The organism is Paenibacillus sp. FSL E2-8871, from assembly GCF_038000345.1.
Lineage (GTDB): Bacteria > Bacillota > Bacilli > Paenibacillales > Paenibacillaceae > Paenibacillus_AQ.
In genome coordinates this window covers 3,792,285-3,806,716 of sequence record NZ_JBBOBV010000001.1, presented here as the reverse complement: position 1 = coordinate 3,806,716, position 14,432 = coordinate 3,792,285, and the positions used below count along the sequence as shown (strand labels likewise).

Below are 14,432 nucleotides of genomic sequence, written 5' to 3'. Positions count from 1 at the left end.
TCATTTAGAATCGATAAAAAGAGGATCACTGCTCTTTATTATTAGAGGATCATTGCTCTTCGTTATTGAATGATCACTGTAATTTATTGTTGGGAGATCTTTTTCATTTTGAGTGTTTTGACTACTTGCTTCAAAAGTAAAATCATCATCCCATGAGGCTTACGGACTCCAGAGACATTATTCAATAGAAAGAGACTCATATTTGGTGTTTTTCAGGCCAATAGCTGCAATGGGGTCCGTTAGCAATCCAAATCTGGGAAAAAGCTGCGTTTAAGGTCCACTCAGTCCGTAACGAAACGTTCGCAAACTTCCCGTTTCAACAGTGTATATGTATCCGAAGGCGGCTTCGCGTAGATCTTACTGCTCAAATGAAGTTAAGTGCATTACAAGTACGGCTGCACTGCGACTTCTACTTCATTCATAATGCTGCCTGTCGTCAGGGTCATATCGTCTTGCCCCAGTCGATTTGCTTTCAGGTCCTCATTGATTTTACATAAAAAGGATAATTAAAGAGGCGGCTCGAATCTATTAGCATCCTACTGAAAAGAGGCGCTGCACATGTCCGCAAATTTTAGAGTTGCCCTGAAGAAGGTTGTTGATCATTCTTACGACATTGAGATCGGTGAAACTTTATTTAACTCATTAATAGAAGACTTAAAACGAGGAATCGTAGAGAATGTGAGCAAATTTGCGATTATTACGGATTTCAAAGTTGAAGCGCTGTATGGACAAGCCTTGCTGGAACAGCTGATTCAGAATGGTTTCCATGTGGAGCTTTTTTCTTTTCCAGCTGGAGAAAAGTCCAAAACCCGTGAAACGAAGGCACAGCTTGAGGATCAGCTATTAAGTCGTTCGTATGGACGAGATTGCTGTATTATTGCGATTGGAGGCGGAGCGGTAACGGATTTAGCAGGGTTTCTGGCAGGGACATTTGGCCGGGGAGTGCCGAGTTTGAACTATGCAACTACTTTATTAGCGGCAGCAGATGCATCCATTGGCGGTAAAACAGGCGTAAATACACCAGTCGCTACCAATCTAATCGGTGTATTTCATCAACCCAAAAAGGTGTACATCGACTTAGCGACTTGGAGAACTCTTCCGGTTCGTGAGTTTCGTAGCGGCTTGGCTGAAACGATCAAACATGCCTGCATCGCCGATGTAGGATTTTTCGAGTTTTTGGAGCGAAATATGGATAAAGTAGTTTCCGCCGAAGATGGACTTGTATTAGATCGCGAAGTTTGCGAACGGATTGCACTTTACAATTGTGAGATCAAATATGGTGTGGTGGAGAAGGACGAATTGGAGAGTAACCTGCGTCAAATTTTAAATCTGGGGCATACCGCAGGTCGTGCACTAGAGGCTTTAAGTGGTTATGAATTGTTACATGGCGAGGCCATAGCGATTGGACTTTCGATTCAGGTGCAGTTAGCAGAGCACTTGGGGTATGTAACTCCGGACCAAGCTCAGCGGGTGATTGCTTTGCTACAGAAGGCAGGTCTGCCAAATGAAATCCCAGCAACCATTACAGACCGAATGTTAATCGATAAAATGTACACTGATAAAAAAGTACGCAAAGGGCGCATACGTTTTGTATTCCAAGAAGGAATCGGCTCGATGAAACGTTTTGAGGATGGATCTTATTCAACTCCAGTTGAGGAACATGTCCTAACAGAGCTTTTAGATAAAATTCGCCACTAAACGGGCAGCTAACACATATTCTGAAATAAATGGCGGTTAGCTGAATAGATAGGCTTTACTTTTTAATTCCTGGTGGTATGATTAAAATATAAGTTGCACTAAGGAAATATAGTTGTACTATTGCAACAATGATTATCATTCTCACTACCTATAGTTTTCAATCATGCTGTCCCGGCTAAGCCGGGGCAGCATGTGTCATTTTAGGGGTCTTAATAATGGCTCTCATTCTCACTTGGCAGAAGTAAAACTCCACAAAACAAAGCGTATGCTCACGAAGCAAGTTTTGTTGCGAAGTAGAGTCAATGAAGTAAAACTCCACAAAACTTTAAAGGACGGCGATTATTATGCAAGCAACATCAAAACATTTACCCAAGCAGTCATCTATCTCTGGCAGCATGAAGAAGCCAGGCGCTCCAAAGCGCCGGTTCGATCCGCGTGCCATGCTCAGCAATTCTGAAATGCAGGCTGCTCTGGGCAGCGGACTGCTTATGCTTTTTGCTTGGTCAGTTAGTGGATGGTCAGAAATTCTTTCCATAGCGCTCTATGTCATTTCTTATACGATTGGTGGCTGGAACAAGGCAAAGGAAGGCGTAGAAACGCTCGTCAAAGAACGAGATCTCGATGTGAACCTATTAATGATTGCAGCCGCACTAGGCGCAGCTTCCATTGGATACTGGAATGAAGGTGCTATGCTTATTTTCATTTTTGCACTCAGTGGAGCATTAGAGAGTTATACGATGGAACGTAGTAAAAAGGATATTTCCTCGCTGATGGCACTCAAACCGGCTACGGCTATGCGCATTGAAAAAGGAAGTATGAATGAGGTTAATATTGACCAGTTGGTGATCGGAGATCTGCTGCTTGTGCGCCCGGGAGATTTAATTCCGGCAGACGGCAAGGTATATCGGGGGGAATCGGCAGTAGATCAGGCTTCCATTACGGGAGAATCGGTTCCTGTAGAGAAATGTGCCGGTAGCGAGGTTTTTGCAGGCACTGTTAATGGAGAAGGCCCCCTTTATATTGAGGTAACGAAAGCAGCTGAGAACACCCTTTTTGCTAAAATCATCAAAATGGTAGAAGAGGCAGAGACGGAAGTTCCTAACTCCCAGCGTTTTATTAAAAGACTAGAAGCCATCTATGCACGGGTTGTCGTAGCCTCGACAGTGGCGCTGATTATCCTTCCACCGTTTTTGCTGGACTGGAGCTGGAGCGCAACCTTCTATAAAGCGATGGTCTTTCTAGTAGTAGCATCACCTTGCGCTTTGGTCTCTTCCATTATGCCAGCGATGCTGTCAGCCATCTCCAAAAGTGCGCGAAAAGGGGTTCTGTTTAAAGGCGGGGTCCATCTGGAAAATATGGCTCGCACAACGGTTGTGGCATTCGATAAGACAGGGACGCTTACAGAGGGAACTCCTCAGGTAACTGATTTTATTGCAGGTGAAGGCTACAGTCGGCAAGAGTTGCTAACGGTTAGCGCATCCATTGAGCATATGTCCCGTCATCCACTGGCGGAAGCGATTGTGCGTAAAGCAGAAGAGGAAGGTTTAGCGCTACAGGGAGTAGAAGACAGTAAAACCATCACAGGTTGGGGAATTGAAGGTCAAATCGACGGACATCTCTGGAGAATCGGAAAGTCTAATTTGCTCGATGAGCTGACTCCATCTGCTATGAATCCTGAACTAGAGCATTGGAAACTTAAGCGGCAGCAGTTGGCTGAAGAAGGGAAGACCGTCTCCATCATTCTGGACGGTGAGCAAATTGCCGGAATGATTGCTTTACAGGATACGGTTCGCCCACAAGCAGAAGCCGCAGTGCGTAAGCTGCAGGAGCTCGGGATTAAAGTGGCAATGCTTACCGGTGACCGTGACGCTACAGCTCAGGTTATTGCAGGTACTACTGGAGTGGATATGGTATTTGCCGATCTATTACCGGAGGATAAAGTAAAGCATATCAAAGCACTACGTGAAAAGTATGGTCACGTTGTTATGGTAGGTGATGGTGTGAATGATGCACCAGCTTTGGCGACAGCAACCGTAGGCATGGGGATGGGCATGAAAGGAAGCGGCGCAGCACTTGAAATAGCCGATGTAGTGCTTATGAATGATAATATAGAAGAGATCGCTTCAACGATATCATTGGCGCGTCGTTCGCAGCGAATTGTGAAGCAAAATATGATTTTTGCTGTGACTGTGATTGCAGTGCTTATGATCAGCAACTTTGTGCAAGGGATCGCACTTCCTTTTGGCGTGATAGGGCATGAAGGCAGTACGATATTAGTGATTCTAAATGGACTAAGATTATTGAGATAATATTTTTTGAAATTAAATTGTTCACAAAATAGTTTCGGAACTTGGGAGTCTGGCATATTGACATATTTGCTTTCAGTTATCATAATTAACACTACATTATAATTATTTTAAATAAGAAGCGACGTCAATGCCGTTTAGCTCAAGGAGGACATAGATATGTATAAATCAATAATTGTTGGTACTGGACCGGCAGGATTAACCGCCGCTATCTATTTGGCTCGTGCCAATTTGAACCCACTAGTCATCGAAGGACCTCAACCCGGTGGACAATTAACCACAACTACAGAAGTGGAGAATTTCCCTGGATTTCCTGAAGGAATCATGGGCCCTGACTTGATGGATAATATGCGTAAACAAGCTGAACGTTTTGGTGCAGAATTCCGTACGGGCTGGGTGAACAGTGTAGAACTTGGAGAGCGCCCTTTTAAGCTGAATGTTGAAGGAATGGGTGTTCTTACTACAGATACATTGATCATTTCCACAGGCGCTACAGCGAAATACCTCGGTATCCCAGGGGAGCAAGATAACGTAGGACGCGGTGTGAGCACCTGCGCTACCTGTGACGGATTTTTCTTCCGTAATAAAGAGATCGTGGTTGTTGGTGGCGGAGATTCCGCACTTGAGGAAGCGGGTTTCTTGACTCGTTTTGCTTCCAAAGTGACTTTGGTGCACCGTCGTGGAGAATTGCGTGCTTCGAAGATCATGCAGGATCGTGTACGCGCTAATGTTAAAGTAGATTGGAACTTGAACCGTACTCCTCTGGAAGTGACTTCGAGCGAAAGAGGCGTCAATGGACTAAAAGTGCTTAACAATGAGACTGGTGAAGAAGAAATCATCGAAGCAAGCGGCGTGTTTGTTGCGATTGGCCACCACCCTAATACCTCTTTCTTAGGTGGACAGATCACAACCAATGCGGATGGCTATATCATGACGAACCCAGGCACTTCCGAAACTAATATCCCAGGTGTGTTCGCATGTGGTGATGTACAGGATACTCGTTACAGACAAGCGATTACTGCAGCAGGTAGTGGATGTATGGCAGCTATGGATGCTGAGAAATATATCGAAAGCTTGGAGCACAGTGCAGTTATTCTATAATTTGGTTTGAAAAACCCTCAATGCTACAATTGATATCATCACTGTATATCTTTTATAGGAGGTCATACCATGGAGAATGTAATTGTATATACCTCAACAAATTGCCCGCATTGCCGTCAGGTGAAGAGCTTTTTAAGCGAAAAAGGCGTATCCTACGAAGAACGCAATGTCGAGCAGAACGATGATTTTGCTCAGCAAGTATGGGACATGGGAGTGAGGGCTATTCCTGTAACTGTAATCGGTGAGCATAAAATTGTTGGCATGAACAAAACTCAGTTCGACAAAGCACTCGCGACTGTTTGAAAATATAAGAATTTATATGCTGTACAACTATAATATTCTTATATTTCTACGAGGAGCCGATGTCGTCTTAATAGGACGATAAAGTCGTTTCTTCTTGTTAAATAAGATTTCCATAAGGAAATTGTAATGGGCCGCTTCCGATCAGGAGGCGGTCTTTTTTGAAATATAAGAAAGTATAAAATACCTGCGAGCTTTAAGCATACAAAAAATAGTCTGACGCATCTGTGCGCAGACTATTTTTATGAAAGTAGATCTAGAAGTAGAGTTTAGGTTTGAGTGAAAGATGTAATGAGCTGAAATAGTACATATACAGCAGCGCCGCTGCCAATAAGAATAAATCCTGATTTCTTTTTAGCTTGAAAAAAACGGAGCACGCCGAGGCTGATCAAAGGGGCAATAATGAGCAGAAAAAGCAACACAGTGATGAACATCTGTGCCGAGATATCAGACGTATCAACATAGGTCATGGACTCGCTCTCCATTTCAAAAAAGGGGTTGTAGTGATAAATGTCACACTAGCTTGACCTTTATTATATAGGATTTCTGTTCTTTTTACTGCACTTTTGATTCACTCAAATGCGTCAATTTTACGTCAATTATTTCAAAATATAAGAATGTATATGTTCCACGCTATAAATTATTCTTATATTTCTCATATAAACGCTTCGCTTACCGTTATGGATTATAGGGTCACCCGAATATCGCCCAGGAAATGCATAACAGCAGAGAAACCTGCGCCGATCATCGTTCCACGGCTGCCGAGCTTAGAGAATGTAATTTCGAGTTGCTGCTTATGGTAAGGAAGAGTACGCTCAGCTACAACCCGACGCAGCGGTTCGCCTAGCCATTCTTCAGCCTCAGACAATGCCCCACCGATCACAATAAGCTCTGGATTGAAGCTATTGATTAGATTGGTCACCCCGATACCGAGATATTCACCCATCGTTGAGAAGTGATGCAGGGCGTCTTCTTGCCCGCCGGCTGCATAGCGAACCAGCTCTTGCGTAGTATGGGCAGGGAGGGAGAGATCGGGATTATCATAAGTTTTCTCAGAGGCATATAACTCCCAACATCCACGACTCCCGCAACTGCAAGGCTTGCCTTGGGCTTCAATCGTCATATGTCCGGTTTCGCCGGCATATCCTCTTGCACCCTTGTATAGTTCTCCACCAATAATAATTCCAGATCCGATCCCTGATCCCGCACTGATGTAAAGGAGATGCCTTACCTCTCGTGCCGCTCCAAAGTTGAGTTCACCCTGTGCACCCGCGTTCGCTTCGTTATCAATGGTGACAGGAACGGAAAATTCAGCTTCGAGGATCGCTCGCAGCTCGACCATTTCCCAGCCAAGGTTGGGAGCGAAGAGTACAACACCATTTTCATCCACCATCCCGGGGACACCTACTCCGATGCCGACGATGCCGTAAGGGGATTCTGGAGCGTTGATAATCAAGCCTGAGATAAGTTTTTTCATTTGTTCCAGAACGTAAGGGAAATCATGGTTTTCTAAAGAAAAGTCGCTTTCGTAAAGAATGCCCCCGCTCAGATCACATAAGACCGCTGTTAGCTGCTTTACCCGTAATTCTATGCCGATTACACTACCAGCCATCGTGTTAAAATGCAGCATTAACGGTTTGCGGCCACCGCTTGATTCCCCAGGTCCGACTTCAGTTACCAATTCTTGCGTGCACAGCTCGGCTACCAAATTGGACACAGTAGCTTTATTCAGTCCGGTCATCTCTGAGACCTTCGCGCGCGAGAGTGGAGAGTGTCTTCGAATGGTATGTAGTACAATCGATTTATTTATTTTTTTGACCAGCGCTTGGTCTCCAGTAACCTTCACAAATCACACATCCTTCTTAAATTATAAGAAAGTATAAGCTTCTCGGTATACTTTCTCCTTATAATTCTCGCATAAACGCTTACCGTCCTTAAAAGGACGCTAAAGGCGTTTTAGCTTGGCATAGTTCCCATTTGTTGTATGCCACTTAGTCTAGAGTGATGTGCTGCAAATTGCAATACGTAGCGTCCAGAGGAAATTTTCCAACAGGGATCTCCTATATTTGGGAAGAGGAGAGAGGAGGCTAGACAGGGTCCCAAAAAATGGACAAAAAAACTTATCAAAACTTTGTTTAACCAATATACAAAGTCTAAAAGATGTGTTAAGATGATCCTGTAAACGCTTGCGGGCGAAGCACAAATTGAGGAGGATTACACAATGGCTTATTTTGAGACAGTGAACAAAATCTCTTACGAGGGAAGCCGTTCCACCAACCCTTTCGCATTTAAATTTTACAATCCTAAAGAAGTCGTAGCCGGCAAAACTATGGAAGAACATCTGAAATTTGCAATGGCTTATTGGCATACATTAACTGCTGGCGGTTCTGATCCTTTTGGCGCTGAAACAGCAATTCGCAGCTGGAACAAATTGAACGGTCTGGACAAAGCTAAGGCTCGCGCTGAAGCAGCATTTGAATTTATGGACAAGATGGATCTGCCTTACTTCTGCTTCCATGATGTAGATATCGCACCTGAAGGCGCATCTTTGCGTGAATTCTACAGCAACATCGACACTATCGTTGATATCCTTGAACAAGGCATGAAGACATCCGGCAAGAAATTGTTGTGGAATACAGCTAATATGTTCACTAATCCACGTTACATGCACGGTGCAGGTTCTACACCTAACGCTGATGTTTTCGCACATGCAGCAGCACAAGTGAAGAAAGGTCTGGAAGTTGGTAAACGTCTGGGTGCTAGCAACTATGTATTCTGGGGCGGTCGTGAGGGTTACGAAGAATTGCTGAATACAGATATGGGTCTTGAACAAGACAACATTGCTCGTCTGTTCAGCATGGCTGTAGATTACGCTAAGGAAATCGGCTTTGACGGTCAATTCCTGATCGAGCCTAAACCAAAAGAGCCTACGAAACATCAATATGATTTCGATGCAGCAACAACGATCTCTTTCTTACAAAAGTACAACCTCGACAAGCACTTCAAGCTGAACCTTGAAGCTAACCATGCTACGCTTGCAGGTCATACTTTTGAACATGAGCTTCGTGTAGCTCGTATCAACGGCATGCTCGGATCGCTTGATGCTAACCAAGGTGATACATTGCTCGGATGGGATACAGATGAATTCCCAGTTAACATCTACGATGCAACACTTACACTGTATGAAGTACTCAAGAATGATGGTCTTGGCAAAGGCGGAATCAACTTTGACTCTAAAGTACGTCGTCCTTCCTTTGAGCCTGAGGATCTGTTCCTAGCACATATCGCTGGTATGGATACTTATGCAAAAGGCTTGAAAGTAGCTGCTAAATTGATCGAAGATCGCGTATTCGAAGATTTCGTTGAAAAACGTTACAGTAGCTTCAATGAAGGCGTTGGTGCGGACATCGTATCCGGCAAAGCAACTTTGGCTTCCTTGGCTGAATATGCTTTGAACAATGAGAACCCACGCCCTAACCAATCCGGACGTCAAGAATACCTGAGAGCTACCCTTAACCAATACATCTTGGCAGAGTAGTCTTTACAGGGAGCTTGAAGCTTAGGCTTTGAATCCAGTTTGAACAAATGCAACGGGGGTTGCTGAAGAGAGCATTCTTCGGCAGCCCCCTTTTTGTAGTAAAAACTAAGCGGATGCTTACGAAGTAAGTTTTATTGCGAAGAGAATCAAGTAGCTAAGCTCCATAAAACTAAGCGGATGCTTACGAATTAAGTTTTGCTCGAAGTAATTCAATGAAGCCTATGCTCACAAAACTAAGCAGGATGCTTTCGAAGCGAGTTTTATTCGGAGTATTTCAACGAAGTAAGCGCTCATAAAACTTTTAGGAGGTCAAAAATGAAATACGTTATAGGTGTAGATTTGGGCACTAGCGCAGTGAAGACTGTTCTAGTGGACCCACAGGGCAAGGTGGCTTTTGAGCATTCCGAGTCCTACCCGCTAAGCAGACCGCAGCCGAACTGGAGCGAACAAAATCCTGAGGACTGGGTAAAAGGCACGCTGGTCAGTCTTCGTCGTCTGATTGAAGTATCGGGCATAGACCCATCACAAGTTGATGGTCTTAGCTTCTCCGGGCAAATGCACGGATTGGTACTAGTGGATAAGGAAGGGCAAGTGCTTCGTCCGGCCATTCTTTGGAATGATACTCGTACTACTGCACAGTGCAGAAGAATAGAGAAGACGCTCGGAGCAAAGCTTATTGAGGTTGCTAGAAACCGTGCACTGGAAGGCTTCACACTTCCTAAAATTCTATGGGTACAAGAGAATGAACCTGAGGTATTATCACAAGCGTATCAGTTCCTGTTGCCAAAAGATTATGTGCGTCTCCGGTTGACCGGTGATTATGCGATGGATTATTCCGATGCTGCAGGAACGCTTCTATTAGATGTAGGTTCTAAAACGTGGAGTGCTGAAATTGCTGAAGCTTTTGAACTGCCGCTTTCCCTTTGTCCTAGACTGGTAGAGTCCTTTGAACAGACAGGAACGTTATTGCCGGATATTGCGGAAGCGTCCGGTCTTTTATCTTCAACAAAGGTATTTGCTGGTGGTGCGGATAATGCATGCGGGGCTCTTGGAGCAGGTGTCCTTGGTGAAGGCCGGACGATGTGCAGTATTGGTACATCTGGTGTAGTTCTTTCCTATGAGAGCAACAAAGACTTAAATCTCGAAGGCAAAGTTCATTTCTTCAACCATGGTGAAAAAGATGCCTACTATATCATGGGCGTTACTCTAGCGGCTGGTCATAGCCTTACATGGTTCAAAGAAACCTTTGCGTCAGACAAAAGCTTTGATGAATTGCTAAGTGGAGTAGCTTCCATTCCAGCGGGTAGCGGCGGACTGCTCTTTACACCTTATATCGTAGGGGAACGTACACCTCATCCAGATGCGAATATTCGCGGAAGCTTTATTGGTATGGATTCAGGGCATACGTTGACACATTTTACACGTTCCGTATTAGAAGGCATTACCTTTTCGCTACGTGAATCTATCGAGATTGTACGTGATTCAGGCAAAGAGATTACAGAAATCATTGCGATCGGTGGCGGGGCTAAAAATGAGGCATGGCTCCAGATGCAAGCAGATATTTTCAATGCATCCATCGTGAAGCTTGAAAGTGAGCAAGGTCCGGCTATGGGAGCAGCGATGTTGGCAGCTTACGGTAGTGGCTGGTTCACATCACTTAGTGCATGTGCAGAAGCTTTCATCCGTCCTGCGGATGTATATAAACCGGATCCGAAGCAAGCGGCAATCTATGACGGCTTATTTAACCTCTATCAGGAAGTCTACGGTCAGACCCGTGAACTGAATAACAAGCTGGCAGCGTACCGCCAATAATTATGGACGCCGAAGGGTTTATGCTTGATATGTCTGATAAAAAAGGTCTTTCGCATATGGCGAAGGACCTTTTTATGACCATCTCGTTTATTGATCTGAGGATAGGCTGTATTCGAAGTTGTTGCCGTTCCTATTGTTCTTCTGTAAAGTATGGGGTATCTCCAGGGCAGCGTTAAACTCTGCATGAGATAGTGAAGGTTTCGGGGGGCGGAAGGCCATGTTCCAATGGATTGTTAAGCTGTTGAATGACATCAAAATCCGCAATAAGCTGTTGCTTGCTTTTTTACTTACTACGTTACTTCCGGTATTACTGGTAGGCGGTTATCTTACGTTTGAGATGAGGACCATGGCGTTTCAGAGCGCACTGGAACAAGCTTCAATCAACGTAGATCGGGTAAAGAAAAGAACGGAAGAAGTCATCGGTGTATCTCAAGATATCGCATATCGCTTGAGCAATGATGCACGGTTGAAGAGACTTGCCATACGTCAGTATGTTAGCACTTATGATGTGGTGGAAGCTTACCGCGATTATTCGGATATGCGTGAGTATCTAAGGTTGTATAAAGATATATCCAACATTCGCTTATACACTGACAACGCTACGCTGCTTAACAACTGGGAGCTGATCAATCCTTCACCTGAGATTAAGGAGAGCCAGTGGTATCAGAGAGCACAGCGGTACGATAGTCTTGTCGGTTGGGAATATATCGAAGATGAGCGTGATAAGCGGAATTATTTAAGTCTTGTCCGCAAAATCGAGCTGGAGGGCTCCAGTAAGATCGGTGTACTCGTTATTAATGTGAACAGTCAGCAGCTTGCATCCATTCTAAGCCAGGAATCTTTTGATACCATGATCGTCGATGATCAAGACAATATCATTGCAGCGAACCGGAAAGATCGGACAGGTAAAAAGCTGGTGGATGTTTCTTTTGACACGAAGCTCTTGGGGCAGGGAAGTGGAAGCTATGAAGCAGTAGTAGATGGTGAAGCTTCCAAAATTGTGATCGAGGAGCTTAAACCACAAGCCAGCCGAAATGCACTACGAATTATATCTGTTTTTTCGATTGAAAGTATAGTTAAAGAACCCAATCAAGTGATTAAGCTTTCGATTACTGTGGTTGCGATAAGTGTTCTATTGGCCTTTTTAATTATATATAGCTTCTCCTCGTTGTTTTCACGACGATTGCTGCATTTAAGCAGACATATTAACCGAGTCAGTACTGGGGATTTTGATACGACATTAAAGATTGATGGCAAGGATGAAATCGCCCTGTTAGCTCGTCAATTCAATTCCATGGTACGCAGCATTAATGATTTGATGTATGAGGTACAGGAATCCAATGCTCAGAATAGTCTGCTGGAACAGAAACAAAATGATATACGATTCAAAATGCTGGCCAGCCAGATTAACCCGCATTTCTTATTCAATGCACTAGAAGCGATTCGGATGGAAGCTCACATGAAGGGGCAAATGGAAATTGCCCGTGTGGTACGTCTTCTAGGTAAAATGATGCGCAGTAACCTGGAGGTAGGCCGAAGTAAAATTTTGCTTAGTCAGGAATTAGAAGTGGTACGTTGTTACTTGGATATTCAGCAATTCCGTTATGAGGAGAGGTTGAAATATCAATTTACTGTAGACCCTGCCGTTGAATCTCTTTATATGCCCCCGCTTCTTATTCAGCCACTTGTTGAGAACGCAGTAATCCACGGACTGGATAATAAGATGGAAGGTGCATTTGTGACGGTGGAAGTTGTACAAGTTGGGGATCATGCTAAATTTACGATTACAGATAACGGAGTAGGAATATCTCCAATTCAGCTGGAGGAATTACTGAACACGCTTGAGCGTAAGGAAGAGCGTGAAGGTGAGCGAATTGGACTTCGTAATGTACATGACCGGCTAAAACTATCCTACGGCGCAGAATATGGGCTAACGATTGAAAGTAGACCTAATGTAGGAACGGTTATTTTCTTCTGCATACCAATGGAGGACAACAATCTATGATAAAAGTGATGATTGTCGATGATGAGCCGAAGCTACGGGAAGGACTTCGAAGTCTGATCCCATGGGAGAAGCTCGGTTATACGGTGGTAGCTACAGCAGCTAATGGCTTGCAAGCACTTGAAAAGTATCATACCTTCTACCCGGAGCTGATCGTTGCTGATATTCGTATGCCTGGAATGGATGGTCTGGAAATGATTAGTGAGCTTCGCAAAGAAGGCTCAGAAAGTCATGTGCTCATTTTGAGTGGACATGCTGATTTTGAATATGCTAAGCGGGCGATTGGTTATCGGATCGACGGCTATTTGCTGAAGCCAGTGGATGAGGATGAAATGATCGTATGTCTGGAACAGCTACATGAAACGATCGAGCAGGAGCAGCGGTTCAGTGACTGGAATGAGGAGGAGCCCGCTCGCAATAGGGAAACTTTACTCCGAGCGCTTCTGCAGCCAACCTCAGAGGAAGAACTGGAGGAGGGCCTTAGCAGACATGTGGATGCGCTAGGACTCGATCAGGGGAATTATGAAGTCATTCTCATTGAATTAAGAAAAACAGCTGGTGCAAATGATGAGGATCTCCGGGGAATCAAAACAGTAATGGAACAGCATTTTAGTAATCATCCTAGTGCATCATTCTTTACATTGTCACAGTATTTGGGCATTCTCATGAAGGATCCGGACCAGAGTGCGAGCAAGCGGGAAGAATTATATAAGGGATTATCTGCAGTGATAGAACCAAAGGGTTACGACTTCATTGTAGTAGCGGGGGGAGTAGTACCTCGACCTGAAATGGTGGGAGAATCGTTTAATTCAGCACGTGAGCTGTTAAGACGTTCCTTCTTCTTCAAGAAGGGGATCATCATCAGTACAGATCCTTCAGGATTTCTGATGGAGATGAAGGAGAAGACTGAAGAGGATCAGGAGACGGAGAGTCGTCTGCTGCTTGCAGTAGAAACCGGAAGTCTGAGCGCGATTCGACCGATAGTGCTAACTATCTGTGCTGAACTTATATCTGCGGGCAGTGATGAATTGCGAATTAAAGAGACCTTTGTGAGACTCCTTAGTACTGTTCTGGCTCGTCTGGAGCCTACGTATCCGGAAATTCGCACCTATGCAGCAGAGCATTCCCCTCCAATAGGGGAGCTTTATCAAAGTTATTATTTGTCTGATTTGCAGGATCAGGCTGTCTCATTTCTCGAAGAAATTGCGGGTCAGATGACCAGTGGGCGTGGAAATGAAATTAAGAAGATCACAGAAATAATCAACCGTCGCTACAATGAGAACCTAAAGCTGGAGACCTTATCCGAGTTATTCTGCTACAACAGCGCTTATCTCGGTAAAATGTTCAAGAACACCACAGGAGAATACTTCAATACGTACGTGGACAAAGTGCGGATTGAGAAGGCTAAGGAATTTCTGACGCAAGGGATGAAAGTATACGAGGTGGCCGAGAAGGTAGGGTATATGAACCCCGATTATTTCAACGCTAAGTTCCGTAAATATGTAGGAATCTCACCAACATCTTATCGAAAAAGCATCTAAGGATGGTGTGGTATTCTTGTCTTGTCTGTTATACCCGTGGCTGAGTTCAGGTGGTTTTCTGAACTTCAGTCCACGGGTCTTTTTTTTGTTTTCCCTACTCCCACCAATTGTACGTGGTGAAGTATTAATGTAGT

10 protein-coding genes are annotated in these 14,432 nt (G+C 44.4%); 8 read left to right on the top strand and 2 right to left on the bottom strand.

Annotated elements, in window-relative coordinates:
• Nucleotides 1–558: 558 nt before the first annotated feature.
• The 4 genes from aroB (at nucleotide 559) to NYE25_RS17270 (ending at nucleotide 5,408) form a co-directional block, all read left to right on the top strand.
• Nucleotides 559–1,698 (top strand): 3-dehydroquinate synthase, encoded by a 1,140-nt coding sequence (gene aroB, locus NYE25_RS17285; RefSeq protein ID WP_341146464.1) that lies wholly within the window; start codon nucleotides 559–561, stop codon nucleotides 1,696–1,698.
• Between the two features lie 344 nt (nucleotides 1,699–2,042).
• Nucleotides 2,043–4,007, top strand: coding sequence for a heavy metal translocating P-type ATPase (locus NYE25_RS17280; RefSeq protein ID WP_341146463.1), 1,965 nt, complete (start codon nucleotides 2,043–2,045; stop codon nucleotides 4,005–4,007).
• A 156-nt stretch (nucleotides 4,008–4,163) separates the two neighbouring features.
• Nucleotides 4,164–5,105 (top strand): thioredoxin-disulfide reductase, encoded by a 942-nt coding sequence (gene trxB, locus NYE25_RS17275; protein WP_042191901.1) that lies wholly within the window; start codon nucleotides 4,164–4,166, stop codon nucleotides 5,103–5,105.
• 69 nt (nucleotides 5,106–5,174) lie between these two features.
• Entirely contained in the window at nucleotides 5,175–5,408 is a 234-nt protein-coding gene (locus NYE25_RS17270) for a glutaredoxin family protein (protein ID WP_042191899.1), read from the top strand.
• A gap of 266 nt (nucleotides 5,409–5,674) precedes the next feature.
• Here the strand turns inward: NYE25_RS17270 and NYE25_RS17265 are convergent, their stop codons facing one another.
• Both NYE25_RS17265 and NYE25_RS17260 read right to left on the bottom strand, forming a co-directional pair.
• Nucleotides 5,675–5,875 carry a hypothetical protein gene (locus tag NYE25_RS17265; RefSeq protein ID WP_042191897.1) on the bottom strand — a complete coding sequence of 67 codons (201 nt, stop codon included), beginning with the start codon at nucleotides 5,873–5,875 and terminating at the stop codon, nucleotides 5,675–5,677.
• Between the two features lie 215 nt (nucleotides 5,876–6,090).
• On the bottom strand, nucleotides 6,091–7,251 hold the full coding sequence (locus tag NYE25_RS17260; RefSeq protein WP_341146462.1) for an ROK family transcriptional regulator: 1,161 nt from the start codon (nucleotides 7,249–7,251) through the stop codon (nucleotides 6,091–6,093).
• Between the two features lie 375 nt (nucleotides 7,252–7,626).
• On the opposite strand from NYE25_RS17260, the gene xylA reads away from it, so the two are divergent.
• The 4 genes from xylA (at nucleotide 7,627) to NYE25_RS17240 (ending at nucleotide 14,298) form a co-directional block, all read left to right on the top strand.
• A complete protein-coding gene (gene xylA / locus NYE25_RS17255) occupies nucleotides 7,627–8,943 on the top strand; it encodes a xylose isomerase (protein WP_042131068.1) in 1,317 nt (438 codons plus the stop codon).
• A 315-nt stretch (nucleotides 8,944–9,258) separates the two neighbouring features.
• The gene (xylB, locus tag NYE25_RS17250) at nucleotides 9,259–10,755 is read left to right on the top strand and encodes a xylulokinase (protein WP_341051633.1); all 1,497 of its coding nucleotides are present in this window, start codon (nucleotides 9,259–9,261) and stop codon (nucleotides 10,753–10,755) included.
• Between the two features lie 217 nt (nucleotides 10,756–10,972).
• On the top strand, nucleotides 10,973–12,760 hold the full coding sequence (locus tag NYE25_RS17245) for a sensor histidine kinase (protein ID WP_341146461.1): 1,788 nt from the start codon (nucleotides 10,973–10,975) through the stop codon (nucleotides 12,758–12,760).
• Complete coding sequence (locus tag NYE25_RS17240; protein ID WP_341146460.1) at nucleotides 12,757–14,298, top strand: response regulator transcription factor; 1,542 nt, start codon at nucleotides 12,757–12,759, stop codon at nucleotides 14,296–14,298. The genes NYE25_RS17245 and NYE25_RS17240 overlap by 4 nt, the downstream gene beginning before the upstream one ends.
• Nucleotides 14,299–14,432: the final 134 nt, after the last annotated feature.